Source organism: Pseudoalteromonas sp. P80D2, assembly GCF_036680945.1.
In the GTDB taxonomy this organism is placed as follows: Bacteria; Pseudomonadota; Gammaproteobacteria; order Enterobacterales; family Alteromonadaceae; genus Pseudoalteromonas; species Pseudoalteromonas shioyasakiensis.
In genome coordinates this window covers 34,226-56,644 of record NZ_JAZDAR010000048.1, presented here as the reverse complement: position 1 = coordinate 56,644, position 22,419 = coordinate 34,226, and the positions used below count along the sequence as shown (strand labels likewise).

At 42.4% G+C, this 22,419-nt stretch carries 20 protein-coding genes and 2 tRNA genes; 12 read left to right on the top strand and 10 right to left on the bottom strand.

The window, feature by feature from the left end:
* Positions 1 to 13: 13 nt before the first annotated feature.
* Complete coding sequence (locus tag VRK28_RS14545; protein WP_332394077.1) at positions 14 to 640, bottom strand: riboflavin synthase subunit alpha; 627 nt, start codon at positions 638 to 640, stop codon at positions 14 to 16.
* 94 nt (positions 641 to 734) lie between these two features.
* Between VRK28_RS14545 and VRK28_RS14540 the strand changes: the two genes are divergently transcribed.
* The 4 genes from VRK28_RS14540 to VRK28_RS14525 all read left to right on the top strand — a co-directional run bounded on the left by VRK28_RS14540 (position 735) and on the right by VRK28_RS14525 (position 3,476).
* Positions 735 to 2,093 carry an MATE family efflux transporter gene (locus VRK28_RS14540; protein WP_062565280.1) on the top strand — a complete coding sequence of 453 codons (1,359 nt, stop codon included), beginning with the start codon at positions 735 to 737 and terminating at the stop codon, positions 2,091 to 2,093.
* Positions 2,068 to 3,087: a DUF3080 family protein gene (locus VRK28_RS14535; RefSeq protein ID WP_332394076.1), complete on the top strand. Its 1,020-nt coding sequence runs from the start codon at positions 2,068 to 2,070 to the stop codon at positions 3,085 to 3,087. The genes VRK28_RS14540 and VRK28_RS14535 overlap by 26 nt, the downstream gene beginning before the upstream one ends.
* A 113-nt stretch (positions 3,088 to 3,200) precedes the next feature.
* Positions 3,201 to 3,277 (top strand) — tRNA-Val (locus VRK28_RS14530).
* A 122-nt stretch (positions 3,278 to 3,399) separates the two neighbouring features.
* Positions 3,400 to 3,476, top strand: a tRNA-Val gene (locus tag VRK28_RS14525).
* Positions 3,477 to 3,710: 234 nt separating this feature from the next.
* Here VRK28_RS14525 and VRK28_RS14520 read toward each other — a convergent pair.
* Both VRK28_RS14520 and fucP read right to left on the bottom strand, forming a co-directional pair.
* Entirely contained in the window at positions 3,711 to 4,055 is a 345-nt protein-coding gene (locus tag VRK28_RS14520) for an L-rhamnose mutarotase (RefSeq protein WP_332394075.1), read from the bottom strand.
* Positions 4,056 to 4,067: 12 nt separating this feature from the next.
* Positions 4,068 to 5,465 carry an L-fucose:H+ symporter permease gene (gene fucP / locus VRK28_RS14515; protein WP_442961235.1) on the bottom strand — a complete coding sequence of 466 codons (1,398 nt, stop codon included), beginning with the start codon at positions 5,463 to 5,465 and terminating at the stop codon, positions 4,068 to 4,070.
* A 297-nt stretch (positions 5,466 to 5,762) separates the two neighbouring features.
* Here fucP and VRK28_RS14510 point away from each other — a divergent pair, with 297 nt between their 5' ends.
* From VRK28_RS14510 to VRK28_RS14480, 7 genes are read left to right on the top strand one after another with little or no spacing between them, the layout of a single operon-like run.
* The gene (locus tag VRK28_RS14510; RefSeq protein ID WP_130166406.1) at positions 5,763 to 6,062 is read left to right on the top strand and encodes a UxaA family hydrolase; all 300 of its coding nucleotides are present in this window, start codon (positions 5,763 to 5,765) and stop codon (positions 6,060 to 6,062) included.
* Between the two features lies 1 nt (position 6,063).
* Entirely contained in the window at positions 6,064 to 7,248 is a 1,185-nt protein-coding gene (locus VRK28_RS14505) for a UxaA family hydrolase (protein WP_063529124.1), read from the top strand.
* Between the two features lie 16 nt (positions 7,249 to 7,264).
* On the top strand, positions 7,265 to 8,413 hold the full coding sequence (locus VRK28_RS14500; RefSeq protein ID WP_130166407.1) for an alpha-hydroxy acid oxidase: 1,149 nt from the start codon (positions 7,265 to 7,267) through the stop codon (positions 8,411 to 8,413).
* A gap of 21 nt (positions 8,414 to 8,434) precedes the next feature.
* Positions 8,435 to 9,481 carry an aldo/keto reductase gene (locus VRK28_RS14495; RefSeq protein ID WP_130166408.1) on the top strand — a complete coding sequence of 349 codons (1,047 nt, stop codon included), beginning with the start codon at positions 8,435 to 8,437 and terminating at the stop codon, positions 9,479 to 9,481.
* Complete coding sequence (locus VRK28_RS14490; RefSeq protein ID WP_332394074.1) at positions 9,478 to 10,338, top strand: amidohydrolase family protein; 861 nt, start codon at positions 9,478 to 9,480, stop codon at positions 10,336 to 10,338. Before VRK28_RS14495 ends, VRK28_RS14490 begins: the two co-directional genes overlap by 4 nt.
* A gap of 22 nt (positions 10,339 to 10,360) precedes the next feature.
* Positions 10,361 to 11,137, top strand: a complete 777-nt coding sequence (locus VRK28_RS14485; RefSeq protein WP_332394073.1) for an SDR family NAD(P)-dependent oxidoreductase — start codon at positions 10,361 to 10,363, stop codon at positions 11,135 to 11,137.
* Positions 11,138 to 11,157: 20 nt separating this feature from the next.
* The gene (locus tag VRK28_RS14480) at positions 11,158 to 12,012 is read left to right on the top strand and encodes a fumarylacetoacetate hydrolase family protein (RefSeq protein ID WP_332394072.1); all 855 of its coding nucleotides are present in this window, start codon (positions 11,158 to 11,160) and stop codon (positions 12,010 to 12,012) included.
* A 77-nt stretch (positions 12,013 to 12,089) separates the two neighbouring features.
* On the opposite strand, the gene VRK28_RS14475 is transcribed toward VRK28_RS14480, so the two are convergent.
* Together VRK28_RS14475 and VRK28_RS14470 are read right to left on the bottom strand one after the other, a co-directional pair.
* On the bottom strand, positions 12,090 to 12,404 hold the full coding sequence (locus tag VRK28_RS14475) for a DMT family transporter (protein ID WP_062565271.1): 315 nt from the start codon (positions 12,402 to 12,404) through the stop codon (positions 12,090 to 12,092).
* A gap of 193 nt (positions 12,405 to 12,597) precedes the next feature.
* Positions 12,598 to 14,544, bottom strand: a complete 1,947-nt coding sequence (locus VRK28_RS14470; protein ID WP_332394071.1) for a glycoside hydrolase family 97 protein — start codon at positions 14,542 to 14,544, stop codon at positions 12,598 to 12,600.
* Positions 14,545 to 14,738: 194 nt separating this feature from the next.
* Between VRK28_RS14470 and VRK28_RS14465 the strand changes: the two genes are divergently transcribed.
* Positions 14,739 to 15,647 (top strand): substrate-binding periplasmic protein, encoded by a 909-nt coding sequence (locus VRK28_RS14465; RefSeq protein ID WP_332394070.1) that lies wholly within the window; start codon positions 14,739 to 14,741, stop codon positions 15,645 to 15,647.
* Positions 15,648 to 15,687: 40 nt separating this feature from the next.
* Here the strand turns inward: VRK28_RS14465 and prpF are convergent, their stop codons facing one another.
* The 5 genes from prpF to VRK28_RS14440 all read right to left on the bottom strand — a co-directional run bounded on the left by prpF (position 15,688) and on the right by VRK28_RS14440 (position 22,380).
* Complete coding sequence (gene prpF, locus VRK28_RS14460; RefSeq protein ID WP_332394069.1) at positions 15,688 to 16,857, bottom strand: 2-methylaconitate cis-trans isomerase PrpF; 1,170 nt, start codon at positions 16,855 to 16,857, stop codon at positions 15,688 to 15,690.
* A 3-nt stretch (positions 16,858 to 16,860) separates the two neighbouring features.
* Positions 16,861 to 19,452, bottom strand: a complete 2,592-nt coding sequence (gene acnD, locus VRK28_RS14455) for a Fe/S-dependent 2-methylisocitrate dehydratase AcnD (protein WP_332394068.1) — start codon at positions 19,450 to 19,452, stop codon at positions 16,861 to 16,863.
* A gap of 115 nt (positions 19,453 to 19,567) precedes the next feature.
* Positions 19,568 to 20,692, bottom strand: coding sequence for a bifunctional 2-methylcitrate synthase/citrate synthase (gene prpC, locus VRK28_RS14450; protein WP_062565267.1), 1,125 nt, complete (start codon positions 20,690 to 20,692; stop codon positions 19,568 to 19,570).
* Between the two features lie 24 nt (positions 20,693 to 20,716).
* Positions 20,717 to 21,592, bottom strand: a complete 876-nt coding sequence (gene prpB / locus VRK28_RS14445; protein ID WP_054561375.1) for a methylisocitrate lyase — start codon at positions 21,590 to 21,592, stop codon at positions 20,717 to 20,719.
* 83 nt (positions 21,593 to 21,675) lie between these two features.
* Positions 21,676 to 22,380, bottom strand: coding sequence for a GntR family transcriptional regulator (locus VRK28_RS14440; protein WP_054554723.1), 705 nt, complete (start codon positions 22,378 to 22,380; stop codon positions 21,676 to 21,678).
* Positions 22,381 to 22,419 lie beyond the last annotated feature (39 nt).

Genomic DNA, 22,419 nt, shown 5'->3' with positions numbered 1-22,419 from the left:
TCGTTTGATGTATTTATTTTGCTTGTTGCGAAAGATAATTTTCGACCGTGTTGATAATGGTATAAGTTTGCTGATCAACTTCGATATTTAACTTATCACCTTCGCGGTAGTTATCGAGATTGGTAATAGAGAGTGTTTCTGGGATCAGGTGTAGCCAAAAGCCCTGCTCATCAACTTCACCTACAGTGAGGCTTGCCCCGTTAACGCTCACAAATCCCTTATACAAAACGTATTTTTGCCACTCTTTTGCTAATGCTAATTGCATCTTACAGTTATCTTGAAAATGGTTAATTGAAAGTATCTCGGCCATACAATGAATGTGACCCGACACGATATGCCCACCTAGTTCAGTACCAAAAGTCACTGAACGTTCAAAATTTACCGTATCATTGACAGCCAGCATACCTAGGTTGGTTAACTTCAATGTTTCATCAATCACATCAAAATTTATAACACAGCAGCCTTTCGTGTCTGATGCAAACTTCACCACGGTTAAACAACAACCATTAATGGCTATGCTCGCGCCGATATTCAAGTTTTCAGCATATTGCTGCTCTACTTTTAAAGCCAGCCTCAATACACCGCCTTGGTTAGTAGCGTCAACCACAACGGCTTGCGTTTGCACAATTCCAGTGAACATCGCTTTCTCTTTTCTTCATTAAATAGATAACTGCGATTTTTATTGATCTATGAATAGATTACAATGGCTGTCTGTTTATTTAGTCGTGTAATTTATGTCTTTTTGTAGTTGGGAAGCCAAAAGGTTAATTTCGTTAGCCATTCCTGTTTTTTTGGCACAGGTAACCCTTATTTTAATGACGGTTGTTGATACCGTGATGGCAGGCCAAGTGAGTGCAACAGACTTGGCAGCACTTTCTATTGCAACGGGTATTTGGAATCCGTTGATGCTTGCACTGCAAGGCATATTATTGGCGTTAACCGGGATCATAGCGCAGTTTGCTGGTTCAAACGATAAACAAGGTATTAGTCATTATTTTCAACAGGGCCTGTATCTGGCGTTAGTACTTGCCATAATCGGTTTAGGGCTGGCAAGCCTTGCTGATACAGTGCTTAGTCAATTAGATACTTCACAGTCTATTACAGAATTAGCCGAGCAATATATTCATTTTGTTAAATGGGGTATTTTTGGCTTTTTACTTTTCAGTGTGTACCGAAATATCACTGAAGGTATGGGGATGACCAAACCTGCTTTTTACATTAGTTTAATTGGCTTAGCAGTTAATATTCCGGCCAACTACGTATTTATACACGGTAAATTAGGTTTTCAAGCGTACGGTGGCGCGGGCTGTGGTATTGCCACGGCGCTGGTATTTACAGCAATGGCGTTAACTCAGGTTATTTATTGTCACTTTAACAAAAAGATTGATGCCAAAGCATTGCTAGCCAATTTCGAAGCGCCAAAGCCCGCTACTTTGTGGACTATCACCAAAGTAGGTATTCCAATTTCATTAGCTACTTTTTTTGAAGTTACACTATTTGCTTGTATTCCTTTGTTTATAGCGCACTTAGGTGCGGTTGCTGTTGCCGGTCACCAAATTGCGGCTAGTGTAACGACATTATTGTTTATGATGCCGTTAAGCCTCTCAATTGCCATTAGCATTCGAATAGGCAATTTGTTTGGCCAACAACATTATCAGCAGTTAAAAAATGCCGTTAAAACGAGTTATATTCTCGCGGCAATTATTGCTTTTTTACTGGCAAGTGTGACCTTTTTTGCCCGTGATATTATAAGCCAATTGTATTCTGACAACCCTGAAGTATTGGCCCTTGCCTCTTCAATCATGGTACTTGCTTGTATCTACCAGTTACCAGATGCCCTGCAAGTTTCTGCCAATGGTATTTTACGTGGATTGAAATACACGGCACCAATTGGTTATATCACCTTTGTATCCTATTGGTTGATCGGCTTTGCGCTTGGCTTCGTACTTGCTCGTACAGATTTGATTGTTCCAGCACTGGGCCCTCATGGCTTTTGGATAGGCATTATTGTGGGGTTAAGTGCCGCAGCAATTATGTTGATGTTCACTGTTCATAGGCGATTTAAACATGCACCTTTTTTGCAAAACCAATAGCCTTTTAAACTCTATCATCGCAACAGCGTGTGTGGCACTTATTGCCTGCACGCCCTCCTCCGGTGATGTAAATCACACCTATGCGCAAAGATTAGAAAACGTGCTTAAAACTGAAAGTTTTAAACTCTCTAAACCAAGTACACTCACTGTTAACCACTTTTCTGAAAATACTGAAGATAAAGCAACCATTGGCATGCTTGAACTTGCCCAATTACGCCAATGTAAACTTGCAAACCTTATTGCTGAGCACAATAACCAGCTTGGCAAAACAGCAACGCCTGCTAATGTTCTTAGTTATCAAATTAAGTTTATTCAAAACGCAAATGAATGCTTAGAAAGCTTTGATGAGCAAGGTGAGCTAGTTGAAAAAATAAAACTCACCGCAGTACAAAAGCAAGCAAACCTTCCTAACTACTTTAAAGCTATGCTGTTCAACGAAAGCGAGTTTAAGCAAAGCTGGCAGCTAAGTTCGACACACATTGATGAAAACACCGCAGGTTTTAGTGAAACCGTGAGCGCGATGGAGCAAATTGCTAAATTAAACAAGCATATTAATAACGGCAAAATAAACGCTATAGAGCCTGAGCAAATCATCAACCAACTCGAAGTATTAAATCGCTTTAAATACAACAAGCTTCTTATTTCGGCAGCAAGGGTGCAAACACATTACAATCAACAATTAACAGCGCTGCTCATGAAGTATTCAAAAGATGATCTCTGCCCTGCCAACAAGAATAAACAAAAAGCGCAAACGCTTAGTAATGTGTTTAAAAAGTTTTATTTAGAGCAATTACAGCCTTATCAATCATTCTTAGTGGGTCGATTAGAAACCCTACAACCTCTTTACCAGCAAATATGGCATGACACCGAAATGGCCCAGTTTGTAGATAGCGGCAGTAATGCCGCAATTTTACAAAGTCTTAAGCGCTCTGCGAAAAGCCATGTTACTTGGTGGCAAGGTTTTTACAGAACGTGCGAAATTAGTCCGTTATGAATAAAAAACCAGCACTTAGCATAAAAATAGCTAAAGCTGCTTGATTCACACAACCAGTCGCTATATATTAGCCTCCGTTGTTTAGCCACGCTAACAACCATTTAAATCAAAATACAACCGTAGCTCAGTTGGTTAGAGCACTACCTTGACATGGTAGGGGTCGGTGGTTCGAATCCACTCGGTTGTACCACGATTTAGGTATAACCAAAGGAAAGAGCACTACCACTCTTAATGGCCCGGTCCAAAGGTCGGTGGTTCGAATCCACTCGGTTGTACCAAAACATTTAATCTACTTCAGAATTAAATGCCTGTACGACCGTAGCTCAGTTGGTTAGAGCGCTACCTTGACATGGTAGAGGTCGGTGGTTCGAATCCACTCGGTCGTACCAATTATATCTTTATTGCTTCTTTGTAATTCCACAACTTCTATTAATAAGTACATTAACCTAAAAAGATTTACTCAGTTGGTTAGAGCACTACCGCTCTCTATGACCCACGCCAAAATCGGTGGTTCGAATCCACTCGGTCTACCCTAGCACCTAGCTCCTAGCACCTAGCACCTAGCGCCTAGTACCCAGCACCTTGTAACTTGAAACTAGCCCCTCGAAACTTATATTTGTAAACTAACCCACCTGCTCCCCTAGCGAAAATATCCTCTCTACTAACTGCCACTTACCTTGCTGATTAGTACTATCTACGTTCTGAAACTGCTCCATTAGGCTTTCCCATGCTTGCACCTGTGGGTTCATCGCATCTTGTTTTGCTTTTTCTGTAAAGCTAAATGAATCATCGGTTTGCAGTATCATGATAAGGGTTGTGCCAACACGATGAATCGCCATGTCGGTAATTCCTGAATCGCGAATAGCACTTATGACATCAGGCCAAACTTGCTTGGGGCTATGGTATTGCTCGTAAGTAGCTATAAGCTCTGGGTCGTTTTTTAGCTCTAATGTAAGGCAGTACTGCATCTGGCTCTCCTTTTATTGTTTATGAATAAATACAACGCGATACGCAAAAATCGTAATTGCAACAAAACACAGCATAGGTAATATAAATGACGTTTGTTCAGCACTTAAAAAAGCAATGGGGTTCGCATCAATAATCATCCCCTGTAATGGGGGCATTAATGCCCCGCCAACGATTGCCATTACCAGCCCCGCGGATGCAATACTTGCATCCGCTTTTAAGCCATTTTGCGCAATGCCATAAATAGTTGGAAACATTAAAGACATACAGGCAGAGGTGGCGACCAAAGAATACAGCCCTACTTCACCGCCGATAAAAACCACCAAACACATCAAGCTCGCAGCGGCTATTGCAAACCACATTAATAACAGCCCCGCTTTAAACCAATTTAGTAGGTAGGTGCATAAAAATCGGCTCGCAAGAAAAAAGCACATAGCAATAATATTAAAATGCTGTGCCTCAGCTGCACTTAGCCCTACCTCAGCCATGCCATAGTGAATAATGAAGGTCCAACACATAATTTGAGCACCTACATAAAACACCTGTGCTACTACCCCTTCACGATAGGGTTTGTTGTTTATAAGCCTTATAAATAAAGGCTTTAATGCTTGATTGCGTTTATCTGATGCCATGAGCTGTGTATTAGGCAACCGATAAAACAAATAAACAAACAATAAACAGATCACAACCAATGCAATTGCCACATACGGGGTGCGAATAGTCGCTAAATCAGCGCTTTGCATGAGTTGGTGATGTACAGGATTGGTTACTGCAAACTGCTGTAGTGCATCGGTTAATTTACCATTGACAATCGAAGGTAGCATTTGCGCATACTCGGGATGTGCTGCTTTTTCTTCTGCTCGAAACTTTGCAACATGAAGATTATTTAAAATCAGGTTTGAGGCCACAAACATGCCAAGTAAAGAGCCTACTGGGTTAAATGCTTGCGCTAAATTAAGTCGTTTGGTTGCAGTTTGTGGGCTGCCCATTGATAAAATATATGGGTTTGCCGTTGTCTCTAACAGCGCTAAACCACAGGTCAAGATACATAATGCCGCAAGAAAATAGTTAAACTCGCCATACACACTTGCTGGAATAAACAATAAAGCCCCAACAGCATAAAGACCAAGCCCTAAAACGATGCCGTATTTATAACTAAAGCGCCGAATAAACAAAGCAGCAGGGATTGCCATTACGCCATAGCCTAAATAAAACGCAAATTGCACCAAGCTGCTTTGTGTGTTTGAGATCAAGAAAATATCTTTAAATGCTTTAACTAAAGGGTTGGTTATATCGTTTGCAAAACCCCAAAGCGGAAATAGTGCCGCAACCAAAATAAAAGGGATCAGCATGTCATTTGATACGACGCGGTCCTTGTTACGTTTCGTGTGTGTTCTTTTATGTGTGTTCATAATCAAGCCTGTTGTTTTAATACAAGGCTCACTGATTACTCGCTATGCCATGTAAAATCGATTTAAACAATGTCAAACCAGTTTATAGAGTCGCACATATTTGATGTAGAAAATCACCATCAGCCAGAGTGATTTTTGTACAAATGATTAAACATAAAACATCGCTACAGCCAAAATTTCATATACAAAAACCTGTTTAAAATACGTGCTAAACGCGTTGACTCACTTCAAGCCCAAACATATTTTACAAAGAAATTCATTTTTCAAATCGTTGCAGATTAACAACGTGAGATGGCTATGGCTGAGAATAAATTTGTACAGTTACACCCACACGATAATGTCATTGTTTGCTGCCGTTCGGCGCAAAAAGGCGAGCAAATTAACATTACAAATCAGGTAATAACACTCGATTCAAGTGTCACTATCGGACACAAAATTGCCTGCCAAGATATTGCTGCCGGTGAGCAAATTTTAAAGTATGGGGCTTCAATAGGCTCTGCGACTGAAGCTATAAAAACTGGCCAACATGTTCATCTACACAATATGAAAAGTGACTACATTGCTAGCCACACTCGCCATACAGTAACGGGAGAATAATATGCGCGGCTATTTAAGAAACGATGGCTCAAAAGGCATTCGAAATACCCTAGTTGTGGTTTACTTGGTTGAGTGTGCGCACCATGTTGCACGTTCTATCGTTAATAAGATGGATCACCCTGATGTGCAACTAATCGGTTTCCCGGGCTGCTATCCAAACAACTATGCGCTTGCAATGATGAAAAGCATTTGCACTCACCCTAATGTGGGCGGTGTTTTATTAGTGTCACTAGGCTGTGAAGGTTTTAACCGTGAGTATTTGAGCGATGCGATTGCTGAGTCTGGTCGTCCAGTAAATACCCTAGTGATCCAACAAAATGGCGGCACAAAAAACACTATTGCCAAAGGCATTATGCAAAGCCAAATCATGCTTGAGCAGCTTGCTCAATGCCCAATTGAGTACATGCATCTCGATGAGCTTGTCATTGGCACTATTTGTGGTGGCTCTGATGGCACCAGTGGCATAAGCGCAAATCCGGCAGTTGGAAAATGTTTTGACCGATTAATTAGCGCGGATGCTACCTGCATTTTTGAAGAAACCGGTGAACTTGTCGGTTGTGAGCAAATCATGGCTCATCGAGCCGAAAGCCCAGAACTCGCCAAGCAACTTATTGATTGTGTTGTCAAAGCAGAAAATTACTACACCAAAATGGGCTATGGCAGTTTTGCCCCAGGCAATGCGGAAGGCGGTTTAACAACTCAAGAAGAAAAATCAATGGGCGCCTATGCCAAGTCTGGCGCATCGCAAATAAACGGCATTATCAAACCAGGAGAAAAGCCAAATAAAAAAGGCTTGTTCTTAATGGATGTGGTGCCCGATGGCGAACCTATGTTTGGTTTTCCAAATATTTCAGACAACCAAGAGATTGTCGAAATGATAGCCTCAGGAGCTCATATCACCTTATTTACCACAGGCCGCGGCTCTGTTGTTGGTTCTGCCATTTCACCGGTTATTAAAATCTGCGCTAACCCAGAAACCTATGCAAATCTCAGTGATGATATGGATATAAATGCCGGCGCTGTTATTGAAGGCAGTAAAACCGTTAAGCAAGTGGGAGATGAAATTTTTGAGTTGATTGTTCGAGTTGGCAATGGTGAACAAACCAAATCTGAGCAAATGGGACATCAAGAGTTTTTATTAACGTATAAAACCTTCGATAGCATTGGGCCTGCGTGCTTGAAATAAAGCTGAGGAATTCATCATGAGCAATTACTTTAACCACCTTTACCCAGATGTTGCCGACCTTAAGAAAAAAGCCAAGAAACGTATTCCTCGCTTTGCCTTCGATTACCTTGAAGGCGGTTGTATGCAAGAGCATGGTGTAAAACGAAACAGAGATGACATCAATAGTGTGCAATTACGCAGTGAGCTATTAAAGCCATTTACAGGTAGCAGCCAAACTGTCGAGTTATTTGGTCATACTTACGCTGCCCCATTTGGTATCGCGCCTGTTGGTTTACAAGGATTAATGTGGCCAAAAGCCCCTGAGATTCTTGCTAAAGCCGCCGCTGAAAAAAACATTCCTTATGTATTAAGCACGGTTTCATCATCTAGCCTTGAGCGCATCGCAGAAGTATCAGAAGGCCATGCGTGGTTTCAGCTTTATAACCCGACCGATGAAAAGATTAGGCTTGATTTACTCAATCGCATCAAAGCAGCCCACTACCCTGTGCTAGTGGTCACCGTTGATGTGCCTACTTTTGGCTACAGACCACGTGATATTCGAAATGGCCTTGCTATGCCACCGAAGATGACGCTGTCTAATATTCTGCAAATGCTATCAAGACCCCGTTGGCTTTATGAAACAGCGCTTGCTGGTAAACCAGAAATGGAAACCCTCAAGCCGTATATGCCAAAAAATATGCCTACCGATGAGCTTGCAGCTTTTATGAATAAAACCGTCATGGGCCGCGTTGATCTGGAAGGTTTAAAACCGATTCGCGATTTATGGCAAGGGCCTTTGATCATTAAAGGGTTGATTAATGAGTCTGATGTACAAGCGGCCATTGCGCTCGGCGCAGATGGGGTTGTTATGTCAAATCATGGAGCGCGTCAGCTAGATGCCGGTGAATCTCCCGTCAAACCACTGCAAACAGTCGCTGCCAAGTATTCAAACGACATCAAAATTTTTATGGATAGTGGGCTTCGTAGCGGAACAAATATTGTGAGTGCACTTGCAAGCGGCGCTGACTTTACATTTTTAGGCAGGCCCTTTGTGTATGGCGTGGGTGCCCTTGGCGATAGAGGCGGCATTCACACCATCAATGCCTTGATGATGCAAATTACTCAGATCATGAATCAGCTAGGCTGTGCCACTGTATCTGAACTGCCCGATTTTTTGGTGAAGTAAGGAAACCTTAAGAGGTAGGTTATGAAAAACACATTTAAAACGCGTCCGCTTGGAAAAACCGGCATTGAGGTTTCAACCCTCGGTTTTGGCGCGGCCTCTATGGGTAACCTATATCAAGCAGTGAGCGATGAAGAAGCTAAAAACACCTTAACTGCAGCAATTGATGTGGGCATTTCATTATTCGATACCGCCCCTCGCTATGGCGCTGGGTTAAGTGAACGTCGTGTTGGTGATGCCCTGCGCGGCCTTGGTAAAAAAGACTATATTCTATCAACTAAGGTTGGCAGATTGATCAAACCAGATCCCCATGCTGATGTAACGCAGCTCCGTCATGGTTTTGCTACCCCCATGCCTTTTGATGCTCAATATGACTATAGCTACGATGGCATTATGCGCTCTTTTGAAGATAGCCAGCAACGCTTAGGCTTAGCTGAAATTGATATTTTACTCGTCCATGACTTAGGGGTTGATACACATGGCGAGCGAGATGCCTTTTATTTTATGCAATTTGAGCAAGGCGGCTACCGCGCGTTAGAAGAGCTCAAAGCAAGTGGGCAAATTAAAGCTATCGGTTTAGGGGTTAACGAAGTTGAAATATGCCAACGTGCAATGGCAATTGGTCAGTTCGATTGCTTTTTATTAGCCGGTCGTTACTCACTATTAGAGCAGCAACCTCTCGATGATTTTTTACCTGCATGTATAGAGCATGGTGCGTCTATTATCTTAGGTGGGCCCTATAACTCGGGAATATTAGCAACGGGCGTTAGCAATTTTCGAAACCCATACTACAACTATCAACCAGCCCCACAAGAAATCATCGACAAAGTCGCCAAAATTGAAGCTGTTTGTGTTGATCATAATGTCACATTAGTAGCTGCAGCTTTACAGTTTCCACTCGCGCATCCCGCTGTTGCCTCGGTTATACCTGGGCTTGGTAACGAAAAACGGGTGCACAAAACCGTCGAATTATTTAATCAGGTGATCCCGAACCAGTTTTGGCAAGATTTAAAAACAGCGGGTCTCATTGCACAGCATGCACCGACTCCAGAAAGCGGAGACGCATCATGAACACAATCAGCACACTCAACCCGATTAAGAAAATAGATAGCCATCAACATTTTTGGCAATTGAGCCGTGGCGACTATCGCTGGTTAAGTGAAGATTTAACTGTGCTTTATCAAGATTATTTACCAGAAAGGCTCACTACGACCCTTGCTATTAATGACATTGCTAACACTATTGTGGTGCAAGCAGCCGATTCACATGATGAAACGCGCTTCCTATTAAAACTTGCTAGGTCCCATAGTTTCATTGCTGGTGTAGTTGGTTGGGTCGACTTTACCAATGCCAACGTCCTTAAACAGTTAACCTTATTTGCTTCAGATCCTTACTTCAAAGGTGTACGCCCTATGCTGCAAGACATAGAGCAAATTGATTGGATCTTAAACCCTAAATTTACACCAATTTTCCAATTTTTAGCGGCGCATAACCTCTGCTTTGATGCCTTAGTTCATGAATGCCATTTGCCGCATATCATCACTATTGCTAAGCAGCATCCTCATCTAAACATCGTTATTAATCATCTGGCTAAACCAGATTTAACAAAGCCAAAATCTGAACATTGGGAAGACATGATCTATCAACTTGCATGCTTAAAAAATGTTGCAATTAAGTTTTCTGGGCTTATGTCACAAGCTAAAGCAGGTTGTGTCGATATCGATACATATCGCCCCTACTTCGAACTCATTTATCAGTTATTTGGAGCCAACCGTATTTTATGGGGCAGCGACTGGCCAGTGGTTAACATGAATGGCTGTTATACCGACTGGCATTACATCAGCGATGAGCTGATAAGTGTTCTACCAGTCTCTGAGCAGCGAAAGATTTGGTCCGATAATGCCAAGAGACTTTACCAATTATTTTAATTCCCCCAGTTAAGGACTTTTTATGAGCCAGCAAAACACAAAAAAAATTGCCCTAGTAACCGGTGGTGGAAGTGGCATCGGGCGCAGCATCTGTTTGCGTTTGGCAAAACGTGACATGCATATCATCGTTGTTGATTTAAACCTTGACGCTGCAAACTTAGTGAAAGATGAAATTGTTCGCGACAGTGGCAGTGCCGATGCGTACGCCGTCGATGTTGCAAACCATCAACAAGTTCACGAGTTATTTAATACGATTACCAAGCACTACCCCATTGATATTTTGGTTAACAACGCCGGTATTGCCCATATCGGCAATATCGAAAACACCACAGAAGCTGATTTGGACAGACTCTATAACATTAATGTTAAGGGCGTTTATAACTGTATTCATGCAGCTATCGAGATCATGAAATCTCGAAAAAGCGGCGTCATCATTAATCTTGCTTCTGTTGCATCTTCGGTCGGTATTGCTCATAGGTTTGCATATTCAATGACGAAAGGCGCGGTATTGACCATGACCTATTCCGTTGCAAAAGACTATATAAATGATGGCATCCGCTGTAACTGCATTGCGCCTGGTCGAGTGCATACTCCATTTGTTGATAATTTTTTAGCTCAAAGTTACCCAGACAATCAGGCTGAAATGTTTGAAAAGCTCTCTAAAAGTCAGCCAATAGGCCGCATGGGTAAACCTGAAGAAATTGCAGGACTAGTCGATTACCTCTGCTCAGATGATGCAGCTTTCATTACTGGCAGCAATTTTCCTATTGATGGCGGTTTCGTCACCTTGAATAACTAATAGAAGTAAAGAGAATCATCATGAAACTACTAAGATACGGCCCTTTTGGCCAAGAAAAACCCGGCATCATTGACAACGATGGTAAGCTACGTTGCTTAAGTAACGTGCTCAAAGACATCAATGGCCAAGCTTTATCACCAGTAACACTCAATTTTATTAGTCAAATTGACTTAAACACCTTGCCGCTTATTGAAGAGCCTGTGCGTATCGGTTCATGTATTGCTGATGTAGGTAAGTTTATTTGCATTGGCTTAAACTATGCTGATCACGCCGCAGAATCTGGCATGGCCATTCCCAATGAGCCTGAAGTATTTAGCAAGGCCACCAGCGCTATTAGCGGCCCTAACGACAATATAATCAAGCCCAAAAATAGCGAAAAGCTAGACTGGGAAGTTGAACTTGCCATTGTCATTGGTAAACACGCCTCGTATGTCGATGTTGAAAACGCTTATGATTACATTGCCGGTTATTGTGTATGTAACGATGTGTCTGAACGAAATTTTCAATTAGAACGCGGTTCACAATGGGATAAAGGCAAAGGCTGTGACACATTTGGACCACTTGGCCCATGGTTAGTCACCAAAGATGAAATTCCGGATCCACTTAATTTAGATATGTGGTTAAAGGTGAACGATACCCAATACCAAAACGGCAACACAAAAACTATGGTGTTTGATCCAGCGTTTATAGTTAGTTATCTCAGCCAATTTATGAGCCTACAACCGGGTGATGTTATCTCTACCGGAACGCCACCGGGAGTAGGTTTAGGGCAAACGCCACCGGTTTACTTAAAAGACGGCGACACAGTTACCCTTGGCATTGAAGGCCTTGGCGTACAACAGCAAGTCGTCGTTGATTATAAAAAATTACACTAATTAATAAATCCCAAATTGCATTTGATCTAGACCCAAAATCCGATAGAGCAACAGCCTATCGGATTTTTATTCAAACACTAATTGGCGAGTTTCAAACCAATAATGCCAAGAGCAATCAGCAGTAAGCTGGCAATTTTTAATAGACTTACGCCTTCAGATAATAACGTCATGCCAATAATTGCAGAGCCAATTACGCCGATACCTACCCAAACTGCATAAGCCAAACTGAGTGGTAATGATTTAAGCGCCACGCTTAAGCAATAGAAGCTCGCAGCCATGGTTAAGATGGTAAAGAATGAAATGAGTGGTTTAGTAAAACCGTTTGATTGTTTTAGGCCATAAGCCCAAGCGACTTCAAGTAAGCCAGCAGCAATAAGTAGGATCCAATTCATGGTCGACCTCTTTATGGGGTCGTCCCCGAATTTAAATAACAACTTTAAGGTCGTCCTCAAAGCGGTGTAGTACATCACCACACCCAACGAAATCTAGCACGCCCAAATTAGTAAGGCAACTAAAGCCAAAAAAAAGCGAGCAACCTGCTCGCTTTTCTCTACTTGTTTTTTTTTATCGCCTATTAACTCACAGTTAGCGACCAATAATCAGTGCGCCACCTTGAGCTAATAAGTTTAAGGTTAACTTGCCACTGTTACTTACTGTGACTTGCTTAGTACCAGCACTGCCATCTTTTTTGTCAAACATCAGGGTGACTTTATTGCCCGCTAACATAGGTAAATCGATATCGAATGTTTTGGCTTTATTTTCACCATTCACGGCTGCTACCCACCATGTTTGCTGATGACGCCTTGCGATCGTTACATCTTGACCCGGCTGACCTGCAATATAGCGTGTTTCATCCCATACCGTTGGCATCATCTTTAAAGTATCAATAACAAATTGAGGCTGTTCTTCAAGGTTATTTGGCGTCAGGCCAAAATGCTGTACTGGTGATTGATAAAGCACACCTGTTGCCAGTTCAAATGTATCTGTGGTTTTGCGAATAGTGCCGACGGTTTGATCTTGAGATAAGCGTTTGTTTAAAAACACTGGGGCAAAATCCATAGCGCCAATAGCATTACGAGTGAACGGTAAAATAGTCGCGTTATAGGCATGTAAATCTAACGAATTTTGATGAAAAACAAGGTTTTCCGATGCTAGAACCGCTTCAGATGTGACGAAGTTAGGATACATTCTTTCCCAGCCACGCGGGATAGTGCTGCCATGAAAGGTGATCACTAAACCATACTGATTTGCATCAGTGAGAATATCTTCATAGAGTTTAATGGTCTCTTGTTTGTCACCACCAAAAAAATCTACTTTAAGCCCTTTAACACCAATGCTTTGCAACCACGCCATTTCATTTCGACGTGCAGGTGCACTGTTCATTCTATTTTGTGGGGTTTGAGGTGCGTCATTCCACCAGCCATTTGAGTTGTACCACAAAATAACATCAACGCCCTTACCATTAGCGTACTTAACCAATTCAGCCATTCTCTCGCGGCCAATGTTTTTATCCCACCAATTGTCGATTAATACATATTCAAAGTTTAATGACGCAGCTAAATCGATAAATTTGATTTGATCATCGTAGTTGATACTTGGGTCTTGCCAAACAATCCAGCTCCATGTTGAACGACCCATTTTATAATCTTGGCTTGCTTGATAAAGGGGTTTAACTAAATCAAACGCCACGGTTGATTCAACAATTGGCTTTAAACTTGCTCCTAACGTAATGGTGCGCCAAGGTGTGGTTGCAGGCATTGCCATAGCCGCATAAGTTGCACCAATGCCATTGTTTTCTCCAGCCTGAGGAAATGAAATACGATAAACACCGTCTTTCGTACCTTCGCTTAGTTTAGAGCCAACATAATGACTATCAACACCGGTTTCAGAAATTAATAACCAGCCTTTATCGCTATTTTTAAATAATGCAGGAAAGGTATAGCCCACGCCGTTCGCTGACGGTGTTCCAAGAGCTTCGTTAAAGGTGTAAGGCTCTTCGTAACTTGGTTTTGTTTGCATCCAGCCCGTTTCAGGTAAGGCTTGTGGGCTTATAAATGTAGTTGCATTATCTGGTAGGTTAAAAGCACTGTATTCAGCTAACACCTTAATACGGGTATCTGTTTCAGCACCCGATATCTGATAACGAAATGCAACATCACTATCAGACACGTTAAATTCGACGCCAAGCATTCTGCCCTCTTGGTTTTCAAATTGCGCTTTGAGTGAATTTGCCGTGTAGTTTACTTCACTCACCTTCGCATTATGCAGCTTATAGCTTTCATTGACTGAAGCTGTTGTATGGCTTTTATATTTTAGGCTTTGTGAAAAATCACCCAGGTTGGTATTTAAACCAAGCTGTGATTGCTGCAAAAACTCTTGGTTGCCATAATTTACGCTATAAACAAGCTGATTTTGTTGTTTTTCGAGTTTTACAGTTATTTGTCCATCTGGGCTTGTAACGCTAAGCGGTAATTGTGCGTGAGCAAGCATAGAGCTTGTTAGAAGTGATATATAGATACTTGGTTTTATCATTGTTGTTATCCTTAAGCTGCAAAAGCATTAAGTGATATCATAATACAAATGTAAACTTTTTGTCACTCAAGCCTATTAAAATAAGCTGTGATAGAAAAATGTACTCCATCCGTTAGATATTGTTACAGTTACTAGGTTGTATATTTACGGCAAAAGGCTAAGCTTTAGATAAATAACAAAAACTTAAACAATTTATGAAACTACTAACCGTATTTTTTTTATTCGCCTCATATCAAGCTCTTGCGGGCCTTACGCCTGTTAGCTTTGAAAAAAATGGCGAAATCATCACTGAAGAAGCGGTGCGTTTCAACGGCGGATATGGTTATAACTTAGATGCCAAACATGTTTTAAAGCTCGTTACTTTAGATTGGCCTCCTTATATAGACGAAAACTTATGCAACAAAGGCTGGCTTTACCAATTTGCTGTAAGCTCCTTACTTGAAAAAGGCTATGGCGTGCACATTAGCTTTTATCCTTGGGCACGCGCCGTAAGAGAAGCTGAATTAGGTCGCGCTGATATTCTCTTTCCTGAATATTTCATTGAAGATGATGTTATTTCAGATAATTTCCTCGATAAAACCCGCAACGATTTACTCGCCTTGAGTCATGCTATTCCAGGTGGGGATTTATCATTCGTGGCATTAAAAGGAACTCAAATTCCATTTAATGGGGATTTAAACTCTGTAAAAGACTTGCCTATTGGTGTAGTTCGCTCATATAAAAACACCAAAGAACTCGATGCCATGATTGATAATAAAGAAATCGACACAATCGTCGCTAATAATGAGTACCAACTAATTCACCTGTTACTTAGCAACCGCGTAAGCCTAATTGTGGCAGATCTTGAAGTGTTAAAAGCAAGCGTTTACAAGTCTGAATTATCAATTAGCGGCAAACGACAAATACTAGAATCACTGGTCGCATTAGAGCCCAAGCTTGAATACAAACCGCTATATTTTTCTGTCAGCAAATCAACGCCGCACTGGCAAAAAGTTTTAGAAGACTTAAATGATGAAATAGAACTCATGCAACAGAGCGGCGAGTTTGACGAGTTTATTGAAGGTATGAAGCAACAGTGCTACGGATTAGACAAAGCGGCGTAACCGCCGCTTTATTTAAATTATATCTGTGCACAGCTGTGTACTATTGAGGAACTCGAACCCAGCCTTCCATTAATACACGTGCACTTCGGCTCATACTTGCTTTTGTGACTTGCCAATTGCCATCAACAAGTGTTGCAGCAGCGCCGACTTTTAAAGTGCCAGAAGGATGACCAAAGTTTACTTCCTGACGCTCACCACCACCTGCAGCAAGGTTTACCAATGTGCCAGGAATAGCAGCTGCAGTACCTATTGCAACCGCAGCCGTGCCCATCATGGCATGGTGCAACTTACCCATCGACATAGCACGTACTACTAAATCAATATCGGTTTCATTTACAATTTTACCGCTTGATGCATGATAAGTTTTAGCTGGTGCAACCCAAGCTACTTTTGGCGTATGTTGACGTGCTTTTGCTTCATCAATATGAGAAATTAGCCCCATTTTCAACGCCCCATAGGCGCGAATCGTTTCTAACTTTTCAAGTGCCGATGCATCACCGTTAATGGCTTCTTGAAGCTCTGTGCCATCGTAGCCAACTTCACTGGCGTTAATGAAAACTGTAGGAATACCCGCATTGATCATCGTTGCAGACAACATACCAATACCCGGCACCTCTAATTCATCGACTAAGTTACCTGTTGGAAATAAGGCCCCTTCGCCATCTGCAGGGTCCATAAATTCAAGTTTCACTTCAGCGGCTGGAAAGGTCACGCCATCAAGCTCAAAATCACCAGTTTCTTGCACTTCACCGTTAGTAATTGGCACGTGCACTATGATGGTTTTACTAATATTGACTTGCCATACTTTAACTTCAACAACGCCGTTCTCTGGAATTTTGCAGGCATCAACAAGACCGTTTGACACAGCAAAGGCTCCGACTGCTGAAGTTAAATTACCGCAGTTACCACTCCAATCTACAAACGCTTTATCGATAGCAACTTGACCAAACAGATAATCAACATCGTGATCAGCTTTAGCGCTTTTCGATAAAATCACCGTTTTACTGGTGCTTGAGGTTGCACCGCCCATACCATCAGTTTGTTTTTGGTAAGGATCGGGGCTGCCAATCACACGTAATAACAGGTGGTCGCGCGCCTCACCTGCCACTTGGGCAGGCTCAGGTAAGTCAGTTAAGTTAAAGAACACCCCTTTACTGGTGCCGCCACGCATATAGGTCGCTGGCACCTTAATTTGTGGTTTAAACGCCATCGCTTAGTGCTCCTCAGATTCTAAAAAATCTTGCGCGAAACGTTGCAATACACCACCCGCTGAATAAATTGACACTTCTTCAGCGGTATCTAAACGGCACGTCATTGGTACTTCAACGATTTCACCATTGGCACGGGTAATCACTAGTGTCAATGTTGCGCCTGGTGTTGGCTCACCTTTGACACTAAAACTCTCACTACCATCAATACCTAGCGTAGTTCGCGTCGTGCCTGCTTTAAACTCAAGCGGTAATACGCCCATACCAATTAAGTTCGTGCGGTGAATACGCTCAAAGCCCTCGGCTGCAATCACTTGAACACCAGCTAAGCGAACACCTTTTGCAGCCCAGTCACGTGATGAGCCTTGGCCATAATCGGCACCAGCCACAATGATAAGCGGTTGTTTGCGCTCCATGTAGGTTTCGATAGCTTCCCACATACGCGTCACTTTGCCTTCTGGTTCAATGCGAGCATATGAACCTTGCTTCACTTCACCATTTTCTTTAACCATTTCATTCAATAACTTAGGGTTAGCGAATGTAGCACGCTGTGCTGTTAAATGGTCACCTCGGTGAGTAGCATACGAGTTAAAATCTTCTTCTGGGAGACCCATTTTAGCCAGGTATTCACCAGCAGCACTTGACGCTAAAATCGCATTCGAAGGTGATAAGTGGTCAGTAGTGATGTTGTCGCCCAACACAGCTAACGCACGCATATCACTCAGAGAGCGTTCACCCGCTAATGCGCCTTCCCAATAAGGAGGACGGCGAATATAAGTACTTTGTGGACGCCATTGGTAAAGCGGGTCGTTGTCTTCACCGTAATCTACACTTAAATCAAACATTGGCTCGTAAACCTTTTTAAACTGCTCAGGTTTAACACTTTGTTTGATCACCGCATCAATTTCTTCATCTGATGGCCATAAATCCATAAGGCGAATTTCGTTGCCTTGTTGATCATGCCCTAATACATCTTTTTCGATATCAAAACGAATAGTACCGGCAATAGCATAAGCAACAACCAGTGGCGGTGAAGCTAAGAATGCTTGTTTAGCATAAGGATGAATACGACCATCGAAGTTACGGTTACCCGACAGTACAGCCGTTGCGTATAGGTCGCGGTCAATCACTTCTTGCTGAATTTTTGGATCAAGCGCACCACTCATGCCGTTACAGGTCGTGCACGCAAAGGCAACAATACCAAAGCCTAGTTGTTCAAGCTCAGGTAATAAATTTGCTTCTTCTAAGTAAGACTTAACCGCTTTAGAACCCGGTGCCAGTGATGTTTTAACCCATGGCTTACGAGTTAAACCTTTAGCGTTGGCATTACGCGCAAGTAAACCTGCAGCAATAACGTTGCGTGGGTTACTGGTATTAGTACAACTTGTGATTGCTGCAATGATACAGGCGCCATCTGGCATTAAGCCTTCTTCATTCTCAACAACGCCAGTGATACCCGCTTTATCAAGGTCCTTTGTTGCAACACGGCGATGTGGATTCGAAGGGCCCGCAATATTGCGACCAACTGATGATAGATCAAAGGTTAACACACGCTCATATTCAGCCGTTTTAAGGCTATCACTCCAAAGGCCAGTCTCTTTTGCGTATGTTTCAACTAGTTTAACTTGCTCTTCTTCACGACCAGTTAAACGTAGATAATCAAGTGTGTTGTCATCGATGTAGAACATCGCTGCTGTTGCGCCAAACTCTGGCGTCATATTAGAAATTGTTGCTCTATCGCCTAAGGTTAGTGCATCAGCACCTTCGCCATAAAACTCAAGGTAGGTCGACACAACTCTTTCATTACGTAAAAATTCGGTGATCGCTAATACAATGTCGGTTGCAGTAATACCCGGTTGTGGCTTGCCTTTTAGTTCAACACCCACAATGTCAGGTAAACGCATGTAAGATGCACGGCCAAGCATCACGCTTTCAGCTTCAAGACCACCTACACCGACAGCAATAACACCTAACGCATCAACCATAGGTGTGTGGCTATCTGTACCAACTAAGGTATCTGGGAATGCCACGCCATCACGTTTTTGGATCACAGGTGACATTTTCTCTAAATTAATCTGATGCATAATGCCGTTACCCGGCGGGATCACATCTATATTTTTAAATGCTGTTTTTGTCCAATTGATAAAGTGGAAACGGTCATCGTTACGACGGTCTTCGATAGCACGGTTTTTTTCAAATGCGTCAGGTTCAAAACCTGCGTGTTCAACCGCTAATGAATGGTCAACAATTAACTGTGTTGGTACCACAGGGTTCACTTTTGCAGGATCGCCGCCTTTTGCAGCAATAGCATCACGCAGGCCAGCTAAATCAACTAACGCTGTTTGACCTAAGATGTCGTGACACACAACGCGCGCAGGAAACCATGGAAAATCTAAATCACGCTTGCGGTCAATCAATTGCGACAATGCATCATTTAGCATTTCAGGTTCACAGCGACGAACTAAGTTTTCGGCAAGTACTCGCGATGTGTAAGGAAGTGTGGCATAGCTGCCTGGTTTAATTGCATCAACAGCAGCGCGAGTATCAAAGTAATCGACTCCGGTGCCTGCTAATGGTTTTCTAAAATTTGTATTCATGATGATTCTACTTGTACTTGGTGACGGTGAACAAAGATGGGCTGATTGTTTTTGTATTTATTTGCCCCTTCATAAAGGGGCAGCTAAGCTACCCCTATCACTGATTTAATTACGATTAACGCTCAGAAATTGGCGTATAGCTACGCGCTTCTGGACCCGTATAATCTGCACTAGGGCGAATAATACGGTTATTAGCACGTTGCTCTTTCACGTGTGCTGTCCAACCTGTTACACGGCTCATCACGAAAATTGGCGTGAATAACTTAGTTGGGATACCCATGAAGTGATACGCAGATGCATGGAAGAAATCAGCATTACAGAATAATTTCTTTTCACGCCACATAACTTCTTCACAGCGAACAGACACAGGATAAAGCACATCATCACCCACTTCTGCTGCCAGTTTTTCTGACCACTTTTTGATGATCACGTTACGTGGATCTGATTCACGGTAAATGGCATGACCAAAGCCCATGATCTTGTCTTTACGCTCAAGCATACCCATCAATGCATCTTCAGCTTGGTCTGCACTTGTAAAGCCTTCAATCATATCCATAGCCGCTTCGTTCGCACCACCGTGTAATGGGCCACGTAAGCTACCAATCGCACCCGTTACACAAGAGTGAATATCAGACAATGTTGATGCACACACACGCGCAGTGAATGTTGATGCATTAAACTCATGCTCTGCATAAAGAATTAAAGACACATTCATTACTTGCTCAAACAGTGCTGATGGTGCTTCGTCATGTAATAAACGTAAGAAGTGTGCACCTACCGAATCATCATCTGTTTCAGTTTCAATACGAACGCCGTCATGGCTAAAACGATACCAGTAACAAATAATGCTTGGGAATACGGCAACTAGGCGATCAATCGCATCATTCGCTTCTGAGAAATCTTGCTCCATTTCCAGGTTACCTAGCATAGAACAACCAGTGCGCATTACATCCATTGGGTGCGCGTCTTTAGGAATGTTCTCAAGCACTGTTTTTAGTGCATCTGGTAAACCACGTAGTGATTTTAACTTTGCTTTATATTCAGTCAGCTCAGACTCTGTTGGTAATTCACCACGCGACAGTAAAAAAGACACTTCTTCAAACTGCGCTTTATCTGCTAATTCACTAATATCATAACCACAATAAGTTAAACCTGAACCTGACTTACCTACTGTACACAGTGCTGTTTCACCTGCTACTTGACCACGTAAACCTGCGCCGCCTAATGCTTTATCTACCATGAGTGTTCTCCTTATATGTTGTCGTTATGATTTTTTAGCTGAGAAAAGGTTATCGAGTGTGTTTTCATATGAGTGATAATCTAAAAACTCATATAATTCCGCACGTGTTTGCATATTGTCTACTTGGCTTTGTTGTGAGCCCTCGCTAAGAATAGACGAATACACATTAAGTGCAGCTTTGTTCATCGCTCTAAATGCACTAAGTGGATAAAGTACAATTTCAACACCCACTTCGCTCAATTGCTCTTTTGTATAAAGTGGCGTTTGGCCAAATTCGGTGATGTTCGCAAGAATTGGCACATTTAACGCTTTAGCAAACGCTTGGTAATCTGCTAAATCATGCACAGCTTCTGCAAAGATAGCGTCTGCGCCAGCTTCAACACACGCTGCTGCGCGGTCAATAGCTGCATTTAAGCCTTCTTTTTGAAATGCATCAGTACGCGCCATAATGTAAAAATCACTGTCTGTTTTAGCATCAACCGCTGCTTTAATTCGGTCAACCATTTCATCTTTAGACACGATTTCTTTATTTGGACGGTGACCACAACGTTTTTGTGCTACTTGGTCTTCAATATGGAAGCCCGCAGCACCTGCTTTGGTCATTTCTTTAACGGTACGAGCAATATTAAATGCACCACCCCACCCTGTGTCAGCATCAACAAGAAGCGGTAAGTCGGTAGCGCTGGTGATTCGACGAATATCTTCAAGTACGTTATCTAGGCTAGTCATACCTAAATCTGGCATGCCGTATGATGCGTTAGCAACACCCGCACCTGAGAGGTAAAGTGCTTGGTGACCGGTTTTCTCTGCCATCATTGCGCAGTACGCGTTGACGGTGCCAACCACTTGTAATGGCTTGTTGTTGGCGATTGCCTGTTTGAACTTTAATCCTGCTGACATTGGATAACTCCTATCTTTGAACGGTTTCAGCTCTTTGGCTGACTCTATTTTTAAATCTAAATTGTGACTGTTTAACTACCGCGCTACTGATTTTTTGCTGCGAGTAAGTCAAACTTCGTCTGAATATTTGCCTGAGACGCACTAATATGGCGCTTCATAAGCATTTCGGCTAATTCACCGTCATGGTTTTCAATGGCATTAATAATAGCCAAGTGTTCATCAAACGCTTTTGATACACGCGGCCCAACCATCCCCATTTGTACACGGTACATACGAATTAACTGGTACAACTCATTACATAAAAGATGAATTAAGTGTGCGTTTTTCGACCCTTTAATAATGCGATAATGAAAATCAAGGTCGCCCGCTTCTTGGTAGTATGATTCACCTTCTTTTACACGCTGTGTTTGTAAGTGCTGGTTCAATAACTGTTTTAAACCCTGCACTTCTTCAGGTTCCATGTTGTCGGCAGCTAACCGACAAGCCAGCCCTTCAAGGGCACTACGAACCTGATAGACTTCGATTAAACGCTCTGCGGTTAGCGCAACAACACGACAACCGACATTTGCTTTACGCTCTACCAAATAACAGCTCTCTAAACGATTTAGCGCCTCACGTAAGGTGGCACGGCTTACACCATAGCGTTTAGCAAGTTCTGGCTCAGAAATTTTGCTACCCTGCTCAATGGTGCCTTGGACAATTTCACGACGCATGTCGACAAACACTTGGTCTGATGCAGTTGTTATCGTGATATCGTTGTAGTTATCGTTGGCTTTTTGCTCTGTCATAATAGGTCTATCAAAGTACTAAATTAAGATTGTCGACAA

Excerpts from the sequence above, each read along its gene's own strand:
- acnD (WP_332394068.1), bottom strand. The coding sequence starts at position 19,452 with ATGAATACAAATTTTAGAAAACCATTAGCAGGCACCGGAGTCGATTAC.
- VRK28_RS14540 (WP_062565280.1), top strand. The coding sequence starts at position 735 with ATGTCTTTTTGTAGTTGGGAAGCCAAAAGGTTAATTTCGTTAGCCATT.
- fucP (WP_442961235.1), bottom strand. The coding sequence starts at position 5,465 with ATGAACACACATAAAAGAACACACACGAAACGTAACAAGGACCGCGTC.
- VRK28_RS14475 (WP_062565271.1), bottom strand. The coding sequence starts at position 12,404 with ATGAATTGGATCCTACTTATTGCTGCTGGCTTACTTGAAGTCGCTTGG.
- VRK28_RS14510 (WP_130166406.1), top strand. The coding sequence starts at position 5,763 with ATGGCTGAGAATAAATTTGTACAGTTACACCCACACGATAATGTCATT.
- prpB (WP_054561375.1), bottom strand. The coding sequence starts at position 21,592 with ATGTCAGCAGGATTAAAGTTCAAACAGGCAATCGCCAACAACAAGCCA.
- prpF (WP_332394069.1), bottom strand. The coding sequence starts at position 16,857 with ATGGCGTTTAAACCACAAATTAAGGTGCCAGCGACCTATATGCGTGGC.
- VRK28_RS14480 (WP_332394072.1), top strand. The coding sequence starts at position 11,158 with ATGAAACTACTAAGATACGGCCCTTTTGGCCAAGAAAAACCCGGCATC.
- VRK28_RS14465 (WP_332394070.1), top strand. The coding sequence starts at position 14,739 with ATGAAACTACTAACCGTATTTTTTTTATTCGCCTCATATCAAGCTCTT.
- VRK28_RS14520 (WP_332394075.1), bottom strand. The coding sequence starts at position 4,055 with ATGCAGTACTGCCTTACATTAGAGCTAAAAAACGACCCAGAGCTTATA.
- VRK28_RS14545 (WP_332394077.1), bottom strand. The coding sequence starts at position 640 with ATGTTCACTGGAATTGTGCAAACGCAAGCCGTTGTGGTTGACGCTACT.
- VRK28_RS14440 (WP_054554723.1), bottom strand. The coding sequence starts at position 22,380 with ATGACAGAGCAAAAAGCCAACGATAACTACAACGATATCACGATAACA.
- VRK28_RS14505 (WP_063529124.1), top strand. The coding sequence starts at position 6,064 with ATGCGCGGCTATTTAAGAAACGATGGCTCAAAAGGCATTCGAAATACC.
- VRK28_RS14495 (WP_130166408.1), top strand. The coding sequence starts at position 8,435 with ATGAAAAACACATTTAAAACGCGTCCGCTTGGAAAAACCGGCATTGAG.
- VRK28_RS14485 (WP_332394073.1), top strand. The coding sequence starts at position 10,361 with ATGAGCCAGCAAAACACAAAAAAAATTGCCCTAGTAACCGGTGGTGGA.
- prpC (WP_062565267.1), bottom strand. The coding sequence starts at position 20,692 with ATGGTAGATAAAGCATTAGGCGGCGCAGGTTTACGTGGTCAAGTAGCA.
- VRK28_RS14470 (WP_332394071.1), bottom strand. The coding sequence starts at position 14,544 with ATGATAAAACCAAGTATCTATATATCACTTCTAACAAGCTCTATGCTT.
- VRK28_RS14500 (WP_130166407.1), top strand. The coding sequence starts at position 7,265 with ATGAGCAATTACTTTAACCACCTTTACCCAGATGTTGCCGACCTTAAG.
- VRK28_RS14535 (WP_332394076.1), top strand. The coding sequence starts at position 2,068 with ATGCACCTTTTTTGCAAAACCAATAGCCTTTTAAACTCTATCATCGCA.
- VRK28_RS14490 (WP_332394074.1), top strand. The coding sequence starts at position 9,478 with ATGAACACAATCAGCACACTCAACCCGATTAAGAAAATAGATAGCCAT.